The organism is Paenibacillus sp. AN1007 (assembly GCF_040702995.1).
Taxonomy (GTDB): domain Bacteria; phylum Bacillota; class Bacilli; order Paenibacillales; family Paenibacillaceae; genus Paenibacillus.
Map to the genome: position 1 here is coordinate 5,746,914 of NZ_CP159992.1, position 18,177 is coordinate 5,765,090.

Annotated in this window: 15 protein-coding genes and 1 pseudogene; 1 reads left to right on the plus strand and 15 read right to left on the minus strand. The window is 48.2% G+C overall.

All coding sequences use genetic code 11. The features are described 5' to 3' along the window. Positions 1-44: 44 nt before the first annotated feature. The 14 genes and pseudogenes from spoIIE to pth all read right to left on the minus strand — a co-directional run bounded on the left by spoIIE (position 45) and on the right by pth (position 16,781). Positions 45-2,553 (minus strand): annotated as a pseudogene (spoIIE, locus tag ABXS70_RS25885) (stage II sporulation protein E). A gap of 498 nt (positions 2,554-3,051) precedes the next feature. Beyond that, the gene (locus tag ABXS70_RS25890) at positions 3,052-3,576 is read right to left on the minus strand and encodes a S1 domain-containing RNA-binding protein (RefSeq protein WP_056697430.1); all 525 of its coding nucleotides are present in this window, start codon (positions 3,574-3,576) and stop codon (positions 3,052-3,054) included. 197 nt (positions 3,577-3,773) lie between these two features. Continuing rightward, positions 3,774-4,109 (minus strand): septum formation initiator family protein, encoded by a 336-nt coding sequence (locus ABXS70_RS25895; protein ID WP_342553610.1) that lies wholly within the window; start codon positions 4,107-4,109, stop codon positions 3,774-3,776. Beyond that, positions 4,102-4,692 (minus strand): spore cortex biosynthesis protein YabQ, encoded by a 591-nt coding sequence (gene yabQ / locus ABXS70_RS25900; protein WP_366291990.1) that lies wholly within the window; start codon positions 4,690-4,692, stop codon positions 4,102-4,104. Before yabQ ends, ABXS70_RS25895 begins: the two co-directional genes overlap by 8 nt. Further along, positions 4,689-4,973, minus strand: coding sequence for a sporulation protein YabP (gene yabP, locus ABXS70_RS25905; RefSeq protein WP_342553608.1), 285 nt, complete (start codon positions 4,971-4,973; stop codon positions 4,689-4,691). Before yabP ends, yabQ begins: the two co-directional genes overlap by 4 nt. Positions 4,974-5,146: 173 nt before the next feature. Continuing rightward, complete coding sequence (locus ABXS70_RS25910; RefSeq protein WP_090924618.1) at positions 5,147-5,425, minus strand: RNA-binding S4 domain-containing protein; 279 nt, start codon at positions 5,423-5,425, stop codon at positions 5,147-5,149. Further along, positions 5,425-5,697 carry an HU family DNA-binding protein gene (locus ABXS70_RS25915; RefSeq protein WP_090924617.1) on the minus strand — a complete coding sequence of 91 codons (273 nt, stop codon included), beginning with the start codon at positions 5,695-5,697 and terminating at the stop codon, positions 5,425-5,427. The genes ABXS70_RS25910 and ABXS70_RS25915 overlap by 1 nt, the downstream gene beginning before the upstream one ends. A gap of 304 nt (positions 5,698-6,001) precedes the next feature. After that, entirely contained in the window at positions 6,002-7,495 is a 1,494-nt protein-coding gene (gene mazG, locus ABXS70_RS25920; RefSeq protein WP_366291995.1) for a nucleoside triphosphate pyrophosphohydrolase, read from the minus strand. Between the two features lie 275 nt (positions 7,496-7,770). Further along, positions 7,771-9,612 carry a polysaccharide biosynthesis protein gene (locus ABXS70_RS25925; RefSeq protein WP_366291998.1) on the minus strand — a complete coding sequence of 614 codons (1,842 nt, stop codon included), beginning with the start codon at positions 9,610-9,612 and terminating at the stop codon, positions 7,771-7,773. 426 nt (positions 9,613-10,038) lie between these two features. Then, entirely contained in the window at positions 10,039-10,581 is a 543-nt protein-coding gene (spoVT, locus tag ABXS70_RS25930) for a stage V sporulation protein T (protein WP_342553605.1), read from the minus strand. A 330-nt stretch (positions 10,582-10,911) separates the two neighbouring features. After that, a complete protein-coding gene (locus ABXS70_RS25935; RefSeq protein WP_342553604.1) occupies positions 10,912-12,057 on the minus strand; it encodes a peptidylprolyl isomerase in 1,146 nt (381 codons plus the stop codon). After that, positions 12,041-15,568, minus strand: a complete 3,528-nt coding sequence (gene mfd, locus ABXS70_RS25940; RefSeq protein ID WP_342553603.1) for a transcription-repair coupling factor — start codon at positions 15,566-15,568, stop codon at positions 12,041-12,043. The genes ABXS70_RS25935 and mfd overlap by 17 nt, the downstream gene beginning before the upstream one ends. Positions 15,569-15,893: 325 nt before the next feature. Beyond that, positions 15,894-16,124, minus strand: coding sequence for an anti-sigma-F factor Fin family protein (locus ABXS70_RS25945; RefSeq protein ID WP_342553602.1), 231 nt, complete (start codon positions 16,122-16,124; stop codon positions 15,894-15,896). 96 nt (positions 16,125-16,220) lie between these two features. After that, positions 16,221-16,781, minus strand: a complete 561-nt coding sequence (gene pth, locus ABXS70_RS25950; protein ID WP_342553601.1) for an aminoacyl-tRNA hydrolase — start codon at positions 16,779-16,781, stop codon at positions 16,221-16,223. Positions 16,782-16,896: 115 nt separating this feature from the next. On the opposite strand from pth, the gene ABXS70_RS25955 reads away from it, so the two are divergent. Beyond that, the gene (locus ABXS70_RS25955) at positions 16,897-17,097 is read left to right on the plus strand and encodes a hypothetical protein (protein WP_342553600.1); all 201 of its coding nucleotides are present in this window, start codon (positions 16,897-16,899) and stop codon (positions 17,095-17,097) included. Positions 17,098-17,204: 107 nt separating this feature from the next. On the opposite strand, the gene ABXS70_RS25960 is transcribed toward ABXS70_RS25955, so the two are convergent. After that, a complete protein-coding gene (locus ABXS70_RS25960) occupies positions 17,205-18,158 on the minus strand; it encodes a ribose-phosphate diphosphokinase (RefSeq protein ID WP_017691370.1) in 954 nt (317 codons plus the stop codon). Positions 18,159-18,177: the final 19 nt, after the last annotated feature.

Genomic DNA, 18,177 nt, shown 5'->3' on the forward strand with positions numbered 1-18,177 from the left:
TTCAAACGGATTTCGAGGAAGGATTTGGTCAATGCTGCCCCGCCCTAACTTACAGTACGAGGACGTTCCATACGGCTAATGCCAGGCATATGCAGGGTTGCCCATTCCGGGCGATAGTGTTCAACTTTGCCAACCACGACAGTCATGTCATCCAGAATCTCGTGCTGCTGGTACCGGATCACACTTTCGAGTAGGCAGTCAGCCAGTTCCTGCGGATCCTTCGTGTCAATCTCCTGAATGAGTCGTTTCATCCACAACTCTTTATTTACCGCATATCCTGGAGCATCATAGATGCCGTCTGTCATCATAATCAAAATATCACCTGGCTGCAGCTGCAGTGTCACCAGATCCACCTCAATATCTTTAATGATGCCGATCGGCAGATTGCTCGCCGAAACCTGGATAACCTCCTGTCCGCGTTTAATAAAGCTCGGGGTTGAACCAATTTTCATAAAGGTTGTCTCTGCCGTATATTCATCAATCAGTGCCATATCTACTGTGGCATACATCTCCTCTGGAGAACGCAGCATCAGTACTGAATTGACTGATTTAATTGCCAGTTTCTCATCCATACCTGATTGAAGCAGCTGCTCCAGAATGTTGAGTGCAGCGCTGCTTTCCATGCGAGCACGCTCACCGTTCCCCATTCCATCGCTAAGTGCGACCGCAAATGTACCATTCCCCAGTTCCACGGTGCTGAAGCTGTCGCCTGACATCACATCTCCTCCCTTGGCAGCAGCAGCTACACCTGTAGTGACTTCAAACGTCTTTGCCGATCCAAACGTCACTGTTGCCAGCCCCTGGCGAGGGTCAGTCATCGTCTCATGCAGTACAGCAATATGCTCATCAAGCACATTAGAGATCAGCGGAGCGATCATTTTACGGCATTCATCAAACCCTCTGGTGTATGCATGTACGATTTCAATCTCTACATTACCCGCTTCCAGATTGATAATTTCAATGGAATGAATGGATAGGCCAAGTGACTCCAGTGCATCCCGAATCTGTTCCTCCTGCTGTACCATCTCCTCACTTTCACGTTGAATTTCTTTGGCCAGATCCTCCATCACCTGAGATACTCCTGACAGCTGTTCCGCAACGAGCTGCCGGCTGTCAATAATCTGGCGTTTCCACTGCATATTATGCTGATGCAGCCCATATTGAGCACGCATGACCTCAAGTACCTCTTCCGGCTTGGCACATACTCTGTTCCATTCCACCGGAATCTCTTTGCCGGTTATCTCCGGGTTCGCCTCAATTGAACTCATAACATCGGTCATGTAGCTGTAAGTCTGAATAAACTTTGCATCCCAGCACTGCGCTCGTTTGAAACAGCCTGCACAGGTACCCTCAGCAACCGCATTCATGAAATGGTCCATTCCGCCCTCTTTATGCACCGGCTCCCCCGTACCGGACATCTGGTCAAAGCTGCGTGATAACTGACGGAAAACCTGTGAGAAACGTGTAACTCGTTCTGCTGTAATATCACGAATGCGTTTCGCATATTCATGCTGGGATTTGGTATGATCCTGTGTACCAGGAACATATTTGGAGATCGCGGCAAGCATGCTCTTAGGTGTTAACATAAACAGCACAATGGCTGCACATGTTTCCCACAGGGAGTTCATCACGTCACCCGGGCCGCCCAGGTAAATGGAAAGAATAGACGAGCCCAGCAGCATCCCGAGTGCGACTGCCAAACGTTTTCCTTCACGAAGCATGCCTGCCAGCATCCCGGCAAAAGCAAGCAGACTCATCTGATATACTGCCGACATATCAGCCAGACTCAGAATTAACCCTGTAATCACACCAACCGATGCACCCAAAGGAGCCCCACCTACCAGAGCAAAAATCAGAATAAGGTATCGGGATAACATATGTTCCACGGATAACGACTGAATGGTCCATCCTACCGCACCGGTCATCACGGATGCCAGCAGAATGATTAGGCATAGGATCTCCTCGTTCTTTAGGTTGAACTTTTTTTTGCGGTACGTAAAAATCGGAATGGCCTGAATGAATACCAGGGTCAGCACAAAGCTCAGCACCGAATCCATCGTCAGCATCAGTATGGCGTACCAGCTGAACGAAGGACCAATAACAACGGCGAACAGCTTTACCATAAAAGTTGTCGTAAACACCATCATTGGTGCATAAGATAATTCAGCGCGATCATAAGACTCCAGCCCTCGGAACAGAAGATAGAAGATAGCGATCTCGGAGGCTACAATTAGTGAGACTGGAAACGGAGCAAAGAGACTTCCTGCGAGCAGTGCGGCACCAACCGGAATAATGTAATCCCTGCGCATAAAGGCGATGACGGCGAAGTATGCAATGGCAAAAGGAGATAATTCATTCAGAATCATCGCCTTACCCAGTAAAAAGCCCATAAAGGTAAGCAGCAGTACCCATTTGCGCGAAGCTACCGCCTGGACAGCCTTGCGGGAACCCAGCCATTGTTTCAGACGTCCTGACAGCTCCTCCCGAGCTCGCAGCACCTCCTTTACCTGCTTTCATCCCCGGAAATTGAATGACATTCCACTTCTCCATCATGCTCAAGGCACCCCATTCGATTATTTGATTTCGTGTTTCGTTCTCGATGGTTCTGATTATAGATAGAAGAGAAGACGTAGTTTGTCAGAATAGCTGGACGAGCTGCAAAAATTTTACGACAAAAGAAACAACCACGGCGCGGCGGTGTAAAACCCTCGGCCTTATTACGGTTTCCCTCTTTTTAAAAATAGACGGGGAGTAGAGGATATGTCTGATTTTGAACGAGGAGCCAGACCATATCGTCACAATCTGAGCAGGATAACTGGGGAATGCCACGGAAACCTGTCGGTAAAAAATGGAAGACGACAAATGTTCTTATTATTCCGTTTGGCGGCATATATTGCGAAGAGATTATGTCGTGATGTACCTAAAAATCCACACCTCTCTGATGTTTCGTCGAATGTGAAAGTGATATAAATACTCAAAAGAATGCACAAAAAAACCGTTAGCCTCTTGGCTAACGGTTTTACTTATATATTCAAATCAGGTTGAAACAGATTACACACGCTTGGCGCCGCGGCCGCCGCGTTTGCCTTCTGTATTCTTCTTGAGCGAAGAGATCCGTTCTTCGCTGTCTTTCAGGAAGCGTGACATTTTATCCTCAAATGAAGGTTTGCCTGCTGCGGGCTTGAAAGAACGGCCTCCGCGGTCACGGTTAAATCCACCGCCGCCACCACGACCTTGGCCACCACTTGGGCCTCCGCCGCTGAATCGTTCGCGATCTCCTCCACTGCGTTCCGGTCTAGGAGCTCTCGGGGGTCTGGATTGTGTCTGCTGCTCTACCGGTTTGTCAACAGCCTGTTTGATGGAAAGTCCGATCTTGCCGTCCTTGTCAACGTTGATAACCTTAACTGTAACTTGGTCATTCAGCTTCAGGTGGTCGTTGACATCTTTGACGTAATTGTCGGCGATTTCCGAGATGTGAACGAGACCCGTGACACCTCCTGACAGATCCACAAATGCTCCAAAATGCGTGATTCCTGTCACCTTGCCCTCTAACTTGGTGCCCACTTCAATTGCCATAGAATAAAATGATCCTCCCTTAAAAATATACAACCCGATTTTTTGATTGCCAAAATCATGCTGTGCTACTTGTAATTATACCTTATGCCATAAACCAAGGTCAACTAAGCACAGGCCCAATAGAGAGCCTATTTTTTCCGGTTTATGTGCGTAAGACGCTGGAAAACGAACCTTGCTCAGCAATAGGCTGTATTCCACTAGTTCCCTGAGCCTTCAACCTGAATAGGTGTTTCCTCAGGCAGATAATATCCCTTTTTTCGTGCCAGCTGTCCTATGTATTCAGGATCCTTCAACCGGCTGACCTCATACTTCAGCTGCTCCAGCTGTTTCTGCGTATCCTGCTTTGAAGTCTGCTGTGCGGCCAGATAAGAACTCTTGTCCGAAATTTGCGCATTCTGTACAAGAAACGTATACCCTGCCCAGATCGCAAAAACGGAAACAAATGTCAGCCAAAGCATCAGGCGCCTTCGTGCACCGGCAGATTTACCCTGATTAACCGGACCCTTCGTTCTGCCCACAGGTGTTCTACTCATTCCCCGGACCTCCTTGAAACCAGCGTTTCCATATCGCTGCAATTCTTGTACCCGCTTGGATCATCCACCCAGGCGTTACCCAATATCTCAGGAGCGGCCTAAACATCCAGCGGAGCAATTTGCCGAAAGGAATTAAACATTGCAGCACCAACTTGCCAAGGAATATTAGTATCGCAAGGATGAAACCGAATAATACGCGTACCAATCTGTATATTCCCTTCGCCGGCACCACAATCAGGATGTTAAGGATATGTCCACACCACTGAATCAGTGTTCTTGCGAGTTTAATTAACATTACCACAAAACGCTGGGTTGTAACACTTAAAAGCCAAAAATAGAAGCAAACCCCGATAATCAGCCCCAAAAAGACATAAAACCGCAGCTGTCCTTGATTTCCGGCATACAGCATCCGAAAAACGAACAGCGCGGAGGCGACCCAGTACAGCAGGTCAAGTGTGTGGATGCTCCACCTCGGAAACTGCAGCTGTCCGGACAGTACCCGGTAACTGTCGTAGGCTGCACCCATCACAACTCCCGATAGAAGCATCCAGGTCAGTGTGATCCACTGCGCATCCAGAATCATCGGAACATCTTGCCAAACAGGCCTTTGCTATTTTTGGACTGGGAACCGGGGTCCAAATATTGAAGTGAACTAACCGTACCCTCAATGGATAAAAGACCTTCCTCCAGGCTCAGGTTTTTGATATGTAAATTATGCCCTCGGATCGTCAGATGCCCAAGTTCGGTTTGAAGCAGAAACTCCTCACTGTCAAAGCTCTCCACATTGGAGACTCCCGTCAGGTCCAGCAGTTTCCGATTTTGCATATTCAGATGGTGCTGTTTGGTCTTTCCGTGCTCAACCATGGCATGTACCCCTCCTTCTTTAGTACCTAGCATATGGACGAGAAACCAAGATTAGAACTTCCGGCTGACGGATCTATTATTTCTCTCTGAATACAGCATAAAAAAACGCCCTCCCTTAATCGGGAAGGCGCTTCATTTAATGATATCTAGATAAAAATGTATCGGAAGAACTGTTACCAGTCCATCCCGTTATCCTTGGCGATCGGCTCTTCCTTAACCAAGGTATAGAGGCTGCTCGCCTCATCCTTCTTGGTGCTCTCGGCAAGACGCTCTACCTTAACAGTGACGAGCTTCTGACCGAACTGAACCGTGAGCTCATCGCCAACCTTAACAGCAGCGCTGGGCTTGGCTTCCCGTCCGTTCACCAGAACACGTCCCTGTTCGGAAACGTCTTTGGCTACCGTACGGCGTTTGATCAGCCGAGATACCTTCAGGAATTTATCAAGACGCATTATTTTACAGCTTCTTTAAGTTTGTTACCTGCTTTGAATGCAGGAACAGTGGACTCAGGAATCACGATCTCATTCCCTGTTTGCGGGTTGCGTCCGGTACGACCGGAACGTTTGCGGGTCTCAAAAGTGCCAAAGCCGATCAATTGTACTTTGTCTCCGCTCGCAAGTGCATCTGTAATTTCTCCTAAAAAGCCATTCAATACGGACTCGACATCTTTCTTTGTCAAACCGCTTTTGTTTGAAATGTTGTTGATCAGGTCTGTTTTGTTCATGTTAAAAGCCTCCCAAATTGAAAAAAAAGTATCTGCGAGCCCTGGCTTTCATCCTTTAACCAAGTCATTTCTCGCAAGGTTACTACACATGTATTCTGGCTTGCAAGCTGAATTCCTGCCTTGACCTGCGACTTTTTTTAGCTTTTGCCGCTGCACTGCAGTGAGTCATCTAAGTCCAGTACCCGAAACGATATCTCATTAAACACCAGACTCCAAGCGTTTATGAACACATGTTCGTATCATCATAACATACTGTCCAGCCTGATGGAATAAGGCCTTTGGGTATTTTTACAAATCAGTAAAATTAAAGCCCTGCCTTCTTTGCCTGCTGCCAGAACTGCTCCATCTCTTCAACCGAACTTTCCGCAGGTGTTCTGCCCTGTTCACGCAGCCGATCCTCAATGTACTGGAACCTTGCCACAAACTTGCGGTTTGTCGCGGCAAGAGCCTCTTCCGGGTCTGTATCAATAAAGCGGGCCACATTGGCCGCAGCAAACAAGACATCACCGAGCTCCAGCTTACGTGCTTCCGCATCATGGCCCTGCTGCACTGCTTCTTTCAGTTCGGCCAGTTCTTCCTCAATCTTAGCAAAGACGCCCTCTACGTCATCCCAGTCAAAGCCAACTTTGGCTGCTTTCTTCTGAAGTTTATAACCTTTCATAAGTGCAGGCAAGTCGCGCGGCACACCATCCAGTACAGATTTTTTCTGCACGTCCTCACCTTTGCGCCTTTTCTCCTCTGCCTTCATCTGTTCCCAGTTCTGCAGGGCTTCATTCGCATCTTCAGCCTGATTCTCGCCAAATACGTGCGGATGACGGAAGATCAGCTTGTCGTTCAGTCCCTCAATGACATCATAAACGTTGAATGTGCCGATCTCTTCCTCCATCTGAGAGTGCAGCATAATCTGCAGCAGCAGATCGCCCAGCTCTTCTTTCATATGATCTGGGTCATCCTCATCGATGGTTTCAATCACTTCGTATGTTTCTTCGATCAGGTTTTTACGAATGGATTGATGTGTCTGCTCCTGATCCCACGGACAGCCGCCTGGGCTTCGGAGAATATTCACAATCTCGTGCAGACGCGCGAAAGAGCGGCGGCGAAGCGCATCATCTGTATTTTTGGGTACATAAATCAACGAAAGGTTACCATAACCAGGGGTGCGGTCCAGTTCATGCAGCGGCACCTTATGAATGACTTCCTGCCCCTGCACACCGAGTGCATGGCCAACAAACACCGGATAATCATCCGGATAAACCTCCATCAAACACAGCTTCACATCCGAAGCCGTGAAACCATCGTAAACTTGTCCAATCAGCGTATGCAGCTGCGGCTGTACCAATTCAGGATTCAGACTGCTGGCATCCAGCAGTTGAAAACCTTCAATGGGATCAAAGCCAAGTCGGATAAAGGCCTCATCCAAGAAGCTCTCTCCACCCATGATCCGCAGGGAAATGCCCTGCTGCGGACAGCGTTCCTTCAGCAGACGTACACTCGCTTCCGCCACCATTGGATGGCCCGGGACAGCGTAGACTATCTCGGTACCTGCCTCCCCTTTACGAGCAGCCTCAATCAATTGGTTGGCAATCTCATCGTAAACCTCGGGAAAGGAGGCTTTTGCCTCATAGATGGCGTCAAAAGACGTCATCTCCAGTCCCTCCTGCTTCAGATCAGTTAATACGGGATGATCCAATGTGCGCACATACAATACAGCCGCATGTTTCATTTTTTTAATAATACCTAATGTCAGTTGGTCTGCATCACCGGACCCCAGACCTACTATTGTCAAAGCTGCACTCATCGCGCTTAAACCTCCATCCGAATCATCCTGCCCTTCAGGCAACCTCACCATACGGCACAAAAAAATCCCTATGAACATAAGAACTTTTGCCTCATCTGGCAGGATGTCGCTCTATAATTACACGTATTATACCAGATTCTGTCGCTATCCTATAATTGCCTTGGCCTAGCGGTCACTGGTTCATCACAACCTGCTGCGAGATTTGTACTTATCTGCACAGCATGAATAGTTGAGGCGATCGACTATACGCCGCAGCCTCGCCCGTGGTGCTCGGGCTAGCCCAGCACACGCAGTCTGCGCAGCAGCTTGGCCAGGCGCGGCCCCAGTTTCGGCAGGGCCGCCAGCTCTGCTGCGGTCAGCAGCCCCGTGCGGGCCGCGGCCACCACAAACACGGCTGCGCCTGCGGCTATGCCCAGCAGGCTCACGCCCATCGCAGCCAGCCGATGGGCAGCTGCGATGCCCAAGCCGCCGAGTACCGCTTCGGCGGCCAAGGCTGTGCCCAGCGCCGCCAGGCTCATGGCGGCGATCACCAGCGCCGGCTTCGCCAGGACGGCGCCAGGGGCAGGGCGCATGGCGGTGAGCCGCGCCAGCAGCGCCACATTCAGGCCAGCCGCCAGCATATAGGCGGCTGCACCTGCAAGAGCCGCGCCGCTGATGCCCAGCGCCGGCACAAACATCACGTTCAGCAGCGCCTTGATGCCTGCGGCGGCCAACATGCTGAACGCGGGAGCGCGCACGGCGCCGAGGCCCTGCAGCAGCGCCGCCGCAATAATGCTGACGGTGCTGCCTGCTGCCGTCAGCGCCATGTACCGCAATGCTTCGGTGCCTGCGGCATCCCCGTACAGCATGCGGTTAATCGGATCTGCCAGAACCGCAAGACCTGCGGATGCTGCCAGACCGATCAGCCAGAACCAGCGCAGCGCCAAGCCTGCCTGCTGCCTGACGGCTTCTGGCCCGCCCTTCAGACGCGCTTCGGCCATTGCCGGGATAAACAGCACCGATAGTGACGTGGCAAGCATCGTTACCAGCTGTACCAGCGGCAGGCCGCGGTTATAGATGCCGAACGATACCATCGTCTGCACCTCGTCCAGCCCTTCGCCGCGCAGCAGACGCGGAACCGTAAAGGTGTCCACCAGATTCATCAGGGGCACCGCGAGTGATCCAAGACACACTGGAATGGCATAAATCAGCAACGTGCGTATCCACTCCCCGTTAGAGCGCTTGACCTCCAAAGCTTGTACACCCTGCTCCAATGCATCTTTATGATGTACCTTTTCTTCGGGACTTGCTCTATACGTGCTTCCTATATTTCTTGAAGCATCCGTGGACTGTCTAGACTGGCTAATATCACCCGGCTGCTCCGGCTCAGCATACAAGACCTCTCCACGTACTTTCTCACTCTTGATCTCTCGCTCTTCTTCATGCCGCACCGCCCCATCGAACAGAAGCCTTGTCCGTTCATTCCGCCGATGTCGGTATACATATCCCAGCATCACCGCAAGTCCCGCACATCCTCCTGCGACAGAACCCAACATGGCACCAGCAGCGACCATTTCCAGCGAAGCATGCTGCTGAATCAGCCACAATAACACCACAATCATAACCGTAACCCGAACGGCCTGTTCAATCACTTGCGACATTGCTGTAGGCAGCATCTGCTGCATGCCCTGGAAGTAGCCGCGCAGGCCTGTCATCAGCGGCACAAATAACAAAGCTAAAGACGCTGCCCGGATGGAAGGGGCCACATGCTGATTGCCAATGAGGTCTGCGACCCAAGATGCACTGACGTACATCACTACCGCTGTGAACAGTCCAAGTCCCGCGAGCAGCAGTGATGATAATCGTATAATTCTGCGGCTCTCCTCGGGTCTGCCCAGTGCATGCTGCTCTGCTACAAATTTGGATACAGCTAACGGCAGTCCAGCTGCAGCCAGCGTAATAATAAGCATATATAGCGGATACACCGTATTGTAGATGCCAAAAACACCGTCTCCTCCGAGATTTTGCAGTGGAATCTTCTGAAAAGCACCAATGATTTTAGAGATAATGGCAGCAAGCCCAAGGATAAAAGCACCCTGCAGCAGCTTTGTGCCTGAAGACGAAGACGGCTGTTTCATATATTTCCTCCTATGCGTACCTTAGCATTCAGATGAAGCATAAGCTCCCTTTGCTATTATACTTGCCTGAAGATACACACACGAACTTCATTTGATCACATTTTGTGACCAAATCAAAGCCTCTTCCTATCTACCCCACTCTACGTAAGTTGGAATATTCTTTACACTTTAACGCAGAGGACAGAAAAACCTGAAAAAGCGGAGCGGTCGCCTGAAAGCTTTCTGCAAGAAAGCTCCATCGAAAGCCTAGGCTTCGCCTTTATCACCGGAGTTTCCCTTTTTAAAAACAAAAAATCCGGGGATAACCGCTGCTCTCCAGGTTATTCTGTCATCGGAGTACTTGTGTAAACACCTATAGTTCAACTTATATGTAAAAGCAAAAACTCCCGTATGCCCGGTTCAGGCCCACAGGAGTCCATCTGCTGTTTATTGTTCCATCTGCTTCCCAAGGAAACCTGCCGCCGTCTCAGCCATTTTGGTTTCCATCTGAGACATCTTCACGGATTCATCCTTGTTGAACATAATAACGGTTCCGATGGGATCACCACCAGAGATAATTGGCGCGATAACAAAAGAGGATAACGTCTCGTCATGATCTTTGCTAAGCTCATAGGTACCGTTTGCTGTTTCCATAATCGTCTTCCGATTTTCCATGCAGCTCTCCACAAGGCTTCCTACCTGTTTATCCAGGTACTCCTTCTTGGAACCACCTGCCACCGTGATAATGGTATCACGGTCAGAAATCATCGTCACATGACCTGTACTCTCATACAGGGATTCGGCATATTCTTTAGCAAAATCACCAAGCTCGCCAATCGGTGAATATTTTTTAAGAATAACTTCTCCGTCGCGGTCCACAAAAATTTCAAGCGGGTCCCCTTCACGAATACGTAACGTACGACGGATTTCTTTAGGAATGACCACACGACCCAGGTCATCTATACGGCGGACAATACCAGTAGCTTTCATTTGACATGTTGCCCCACTTTCTCGAGAAGATTTTTCAACTACTGTTCCTTATTGGGTAGAGGAAAGTCCCAGAACGTTTAGTGTGATTTCTTGACCATAGTATTCATCTGTTCCCATATCCTTATACATGCTTTGCAGAATATAGTTGATTATCTTTTACGAAAAGCAAACGTAAACAACACCACACTCATGTAAGCAAAACGAAGCAGCAGAAAGAACCGTAGTTCTTCCCGTGCTTCGTTAAGGTTGTCCATATAAATCGTGATCTAACCGTATGAGCAAACTCCTGAGGTTTCGCTGCAGCACCTGTCAGCATCACTGTTATATAAATTATTTACTGCTTGTACCTTCTTCGGTTTTTGCATCTTTGTCTGTTCCTGTTGTACCTTGATCAGTCTTCGTATCTGTACCTTTGGAATCTGTTTTGGATTCATCTGTTTTTGTGCCCTCTGTGCCAGTTCCCGTTGTACCTTCTTTAGTACCTTCCTCTTTTTTATCCGTTTTAGGAAGTTTTACTTCTTTGATGATTTTCTCCAGATCTTTTTGCATAAATGTATCGATTTGACCCGCAGCCAATTGGCTTTTCAGCGTTTCTTTTTGCTCAGCTGTTAACTTGGAGTAATCTGCATCTGTACGGGACTCCACTTTTATAATGTGATACCCAAACTGGGATTCCACTGGATCACTGATCTTATTGAGCGGCAATGTTTTCGCAGCTTCCTTGAAGGAATCTACCCAATTAGCTACCGGAGCATCTTTAAATAATCCTCCATCTGCAACAGAGTTGGTATCATCTGAATATTCTTTTACAACGGCAGCGAAATCAGCTCCACCATCAAGTTTTGCTTTTACTTCTTTTGCCAATTTCAGGGCATCTTCTTTTTTACGTTCTTTCTTGGTTTTTGAGTCGGTAAATCCAATTAAAACGTGACGTACAGAAGCCGTTGTAAACTGGTCTTTGTTTTTCTCAAATTCTGCCTTCATCGCGTCTTCTGTTACACCGGTTTCTTTATCTTTGATTACCGTCATAATACGGGTCATGTAGTCTTTAATGTTTTGATCTGTCAGGTTTTGTGTTTTCAGCATTTCCTTCCACTGGTCTTCCTTCACTTGAGCTTTCATCTTGTCGAATTGCTCTGCAGCTGTTTTGGCACCAGCGGTTTTTGCTTCATCACTTGCCTTGCCGCTCAAATATTCATAAGCAATCTCCTGCTTCACCAGGTATTCCTTGAAATCATCCATATCCATCATCTGCGCATATTCAGGATACAGGAATTTCATGACACGCTGCTCCATATCGAATTCATTCGCTGTAATTGTACCGCCATCATAAGTAGCGACTACAGCACTGTTATCTTTTGATTCCGGTGCTTTCGCTTCTTCCTTCTTGCCGCATGCAGCAAGCAGGGACAGGGACAGTACTGCCACCATACCTACAGACAGCACTTTTCCCACTTTTTTATACTTTGCTAACATCTTTTAGTTCCCCCTTTGATTTAAAAGCAGTTTTCATGGACTCCAGAAATTTTTCTACCAGCTCCATCAGCTGCTTATCCCCAAGCCCCCTGCCTTTGACATGAATCAGCATTTGGGGTCCTTGTTCAAATTGTACACGTCTTTCGAACTGATTTCCAATGTGTGCAATTTTAGAGAGTTCGAACGCATGCTCACGTCCTTCATAAAATTTCACAGTAAGGTCGTCTCCACGCTGAGTAATGGACTCAATTCCATAGATTTTCCCATACACTTTAAGGCGAGCCACCGCCATCAAATTGATTACAGCTTCAGGCAGATCACCGAACCGATCAACTAGTTCGTCTTCCAGTTCCATCGCATCTTCAAAGGATGCAATGACGGCTACCTTTTTATAAATCTCAATCTTCTGAATACTGTCATAAATATAATCTGATGGCAAGTAGGCATCCATACTCAGGTCGAGCGTTGTGTTCCATTGATCGGAAGGAACTGGCTCCTCACCAAGCATCGTCACTTTACGTTTGTTGATCTCCTCTGCCAGCATCTGTGAATACAGATCGAACCCGACGGAGGCAATAAAGCCGTGCTGCTCTGCTCCCAGCAGGTTGCCCGCCCCACGGATGGACAAGTCACGCATCGCGATTTTGAAACCTGAGCCGAGCTCGGTAAATTCTTTAATGGACTGCAGACGTTTCTCGGCAACTTCCGTCAGCACTTTATCCCGTTGGTACGTGAAATACGCGTAGGCAATCCGGTTTGACCGGCCTACCCGTCCACGCAGCTGGTACAATTGGGAAAGTCCCATTTTGTCCGCATCATGCACGATCAGTGTGTTTACATTCGGAATATCCACACCTGTCTCGATAATGCTGGTGCTCACCAGTACATCATACTCTCCGTCCAGGAAGTCGAGAATCGTCTTCTCCAGCTCGGTTTCTGTCATCTGACCGTGTCCTACGCCCACTTTGGCTTCCGGCACCAGCTCCGATATTTCAGCAGCCATCTCCTGAATGCCCTGCACTCGGTTGTAAAGATAATACACCTGACCGCCGCGGGCCAGCTCGCGTTCAATTGCTTCACGAACAAGCGCCTGACTGTGTTCCACCACATACGTCTGAACAGGGAAACGATTCTCGGGCGGTGTCTCAATAACCGACAGGTCACGTACCCCCAGCATGGACATGTGAAGTGTACGCGGAATCGGTGTTGCTGTAAGAGTTAACACGTCTACATTCGTTTTAAGTTTTTTGAGCTTTTCTTTATGTGTTACACCAAAACGCTGCTCCTCATCGACAATAAGCAGTCCCAGGTCTTTAAACACTAGATCCTGTGACAACAAGCGGTGTGTACCAATAACGATGTCCACTGTACCGGCTTTGATCCCTTTCGCTGTCTCATTCTGTTCCTTACGGGAACGGAATCGGCTAAGGACATGGATGTTAAACGGGTAACCAGAGAAACGCTCGCGGAATGTTTCATAGTGCTGCTGAGCCAAAATCGTGGTCGGAACCAGCACCGCCACCTGTTTGCCCTCAATTGCTGCTTTGAATGCAGCCCGAATAGCCACTTCTGTCTTACCGTATCCAACGTCTCCACACAATAAACGATCCATCGGACGGTTTTGTTCCATATCTTTTTTGATTTCTTCAATTGCACGCATCTGATCCCGTGTCTCATCGTAAGGGAACATATCTTCAAATTCCTGCTGCTCTGCGGAATCTTTATCGAATCCATAACCTTTGGACGTTTGACGTTCTGCATAAAGCTTGATCAGATCGTCAGCGATATCCTGAACGGATGAACGAACTTTATTTTTGACACGAGTCCATTCATTGCCGCCCAGCTTGTATATTTTCGGCTCTTTCTCTTCGGAACCGACATACTTTTGAATCAGGTCAATTTGTTCAATGGGAACAGACAATTTGTCGCCGCCTGCATACAGAATATGCATGTAGTCTTTGTGAATACCAGCGACTTCGAGCGTGCCAATTCCAAGGTATTTACCAATCCCGTGGTTTTGGTGAACAACGTAATCGCCCACTTTCAGTTCACTGTAGGATTTAATACGCTCGGCATTGTCGATGTTTCGAATCGGCTTGCGGGCTTTGCGCTGCTTCTGCGAGAACATCTCACCTTCCGTGATCACCGCCAAATGAATGGAAGGCATCTCGAAACCGGTCTGGAGGTTACCATTCAGCATCTCCGGCTCAGGGATGTCGTAATCCTGCAGTACACGACGCATCCGATCCATACGTTCTTCACCGTTCGCCAGCATCAGCACCTGAACTCCGGCCTTCTGCCAGCGTTCCATCTCGGCCTTGAGCACATTCATCTGTCCGTGGAAATCCTGCATACCCCGGCTGATAAAGTTCAGAATGTTCTGCGGCTGCGTATGCGGCACCTGACGCAGGAAGATCGACATAAAGATCGTCTGGAATGGACGTTCATAGAGCAGATCATCCCCATCCGCTGACAGCGGCAGATCTGGCAGTGTTTTTCCATTCTGCATCAGGTGCAGGTTCCATTCTGACTCATCTCGATCCAGCTGTTTGGATGTCTCCGACAGCCTCGCAGGCTCATCCATCACCAGAATTGTATCTTCCGGCATATAGTCGTATATCGTTTTATTTTCCGGATAAAGCGGGGAGATATATTTATACATCTCCGAGAAATAAACATGCTGACGCAGCAGCTCGACCTCTCGGTGCATCTCTTCGCGCAGACGCAGCTTCGCCTGACGATCTGTCATTTTCTCCAACTGCTGCTCAAGCAGAAGTGCTGCCGTATCGGCTGCCTTCTCCATACGTTCGCGATCAGCAATCAACTCTTTGCACGGCAGCACTGTAATTTCTTCTATCCGTTCAATGGAGCGCTGATCTGCCGGATCAAATGTGCGAATTGAATCGATTTCGTCATCAAATAACTCTATCCGGTAGGCAATTGATGAAGTTACTGGATAGAAGTCGATAATGCCTCCGCGTACGCTCATTTCACCCCGCGATTCAACGCGCTCCACACGCTCATAACCAAGCGTCACCATCTCCAGCAGGAATGAATCCAGCTGAAGCGTGCTGCCCTGCTTAATCTGAATATGTGCATTCGCCATCACTTCCGGCAGGGGGACATAACGTCTTACCCCGGAAAAAGGAATGACAACGACGCCCCTAAACCCTTGGGCGCAGCGAACCAATACTTCTATGCGTTGAGCAAGTGTCTCCGGACTGGATACCGCGGCCTCAGCCGCAACAAGTTCATTTGCTGGATAGATTAAAACCCGATCCGGTGAAAGCGCTTCCTGTAAATCTTCTGCCATTTTTTGTGCGGAAAACATGTTATGTGTCACAACGAGCAGTGGACGATCCATTTCCTGATGCAGTGCCGCCAGCATAATCTGGCGAGCCGAACCGGATAATCCCGAAACCAACTGCTCCTTCATGCCGGATTTAACCCCGGCTGTAATGGACGCAAAGTCCGGATCTTTGGAAAAAGCCTGTATGAGTGCTTGTAACAAAAGGGGCACCTCTCTTATAACTTTCTTGATTATTGCACGCATAAGCGCAGCATCTTTACGGACGTTGAAATTTTATAAATTGGATACTTATTCCTTTTTGTCCTGTTTCATCATAAAGGATTACTCAAAACATTGCCACATCTGTTCATGCAGCTCATCCTGAAGCCGGGTACATCCAGCTTGTTTTCGTTCCAACTGAAAAGAAGCCTCAGCAGGCTGCCAAGGCTATAAAAGGCGGACCACGGTATCTGCGGCCGCCCCATCTGTCATTTGTTCAAATGTTTGTAGATACGTCGCCACTGCTGGTCCGCAGCTTACGATGATATTACTGAAGCGGATTAGCAAGCAGGCTCAGCTCGGGATTGTGTTCCAGCGCTTCCTTACAGTAATCACATGTGATCCGAACGGTCACATCACCACCGGAATTATACGCTATTATATCCCTCCGCTCGTCGGGGGTCAAGAAATGAAAACCGAGCTGCGCTTCTGTGATTTTAGCCGAATCGATTCGTCCAATAAAGATACGGCAATGCCGACATACATAATTCACTGACATAGTTATGCCTCCTGAACATGGTTTATACATCCAGTATGCCCAGGTTGTCTGAATAAAAGTCGTCATATTAATCTTTTTTCCAGTGATACTGCCATATTAACCGTTGAATTTGGCCATAGTTTGCTCAAATGTATGTGTCAGGCTGTGCTCCAAAGCATCACATGTCTGCTCGATTGTCTGCTCCAGCGCTTCCTTTTCCTTCTTCATAAACGTAGACAAGACATAGTCCACAATGGCATGTCCCGGATCAGGCCGGGATATGCCCATACGAATTCGGTTAAACTGCTGTGTACCTGTATGCTGAATAATGGACTTGATTCCATTATGTCCACCTGCACTACCCTGGTAGCGCAAGCGAACTCTGCCAATCTCTGTATCCATATCGTCATATACGACAATTAGGTCCTCTAGACTGACTTTATAAAAGTCCATATACGCGCGAACTGATTCACCAGAAAGGTTCATATACGTCATCGGTTTAATCAGCACCGTTTTGACGCCGCCAATATTGCCTTCTCCGATTAATGCTTTGCATTTGTTCTGTGTGATCGAAATGTTATGGCGTTCTGCCATCCGATCCAGCGCCATAAAACCGATATTATGCCGGGTTTTGGCATAGTTCGAGCCTGGATTCCCAAGTCCGACAATCCACTTCATCTTATTCCCTCCTTCAGCCAGCTTAAGTTGAGGCATAGACTTCGAAAGTTATATTTCATATAATATCAGGAAAGTACGTATTGAACATTTATCATCCTAGGAAGGTGAGCGGGTTTTGCGCGAAGATAACGGACAGCTGACTCAACATAGTGACTTTATTTATCATCTGGAACATCACGTGCCTGTACAGGTATACGACCGTGACACCCATATCGAGATTGGCTTGGTTACCCGTTTCGATAGTCAATTTGTCGAAATTGCTGATACACTCTTTCACAGACGACGCTTTCGCTTTATTTCCCGCCCGGGTTATTGATGCGCTGGCGTCCTTTTTCATCCTGATTAAAAATGGCACGCCGACAGGGGTTACATTTTCCGTTCAACCGGAAGACGTAACCCCTCTACTACTTTATGCAGACATCCTTATTCAATTTCAAACAGCTTGCTGATTGACAATTCCTCATGAACACGGATGATGGCTTCCCCAAGCAGCGGCGCTACAGAAAGCACTTTAAGCTTGCTTGTTGGATTCGCATGTGTAATTGGAATCGTATCCGTTACGATGACTTCCTTCAATGGTGCATTCTCCAGACGTTCCATTGCAGGGCCAGACAATACCGGGTGAGTACAGCATGCATATACTTCTTTCACGCCGCCTTCCATCAAAGCATTAGCTCCCAGTACAATCGTTCCGGCAGTGTCAATGATGTCATCAATCAAAATCGCTGTTTTGCCTTCGATGTTACCGATAATATTCATGACTTCGCTCACATTTGGCTCAGGGCGACGTTTGTCGATGATCGCAAGCGGTGCATTCAGGAAATCAGCCAGTTTACGCGCACGAACCACACCACCGTGGTCAGGTGACACAACAACCGGATTTTCAATCTGTTTCGAGCGGAAGTATTGAGCCAGAATCGGCACACCCAGCAGATGATCGACTGGAATGTCGAAGAAACCTTGAATCTGCATAGCATGCAGGTCCATTGCAATAACACGAGTTGCGCCTGCTTTTTCAATCAGGTTAGCAACCAGCTTGGCTGTAATCGGGTCACGCGAACGCGCTTTGCGATCTTGACGTGCATAACCGTAATACGGAATAACCACGTTAATTGTTTTGGCCGATGCACGTTTCAATGCATCAATCATCACGAGCATTTCCATCAGGTTGTCATTAACCGGCAAGCAAGTTGACTGCACGATATAAACGTGACAGCCACGAACACTCTCGGAGAGTTTCACTTGAATCTCGCCATCACTAAAGCTGGTTGTATGAGATTCACCCATAGGAATCCCGATATAATCAGCAATTTGATGAGCAAGCTTGGGGTTAGAATTGCAAGTAAATATTTTTAATTTCGAGTCAAAATAAGTCATAAAATAAAAACCCTCCGTG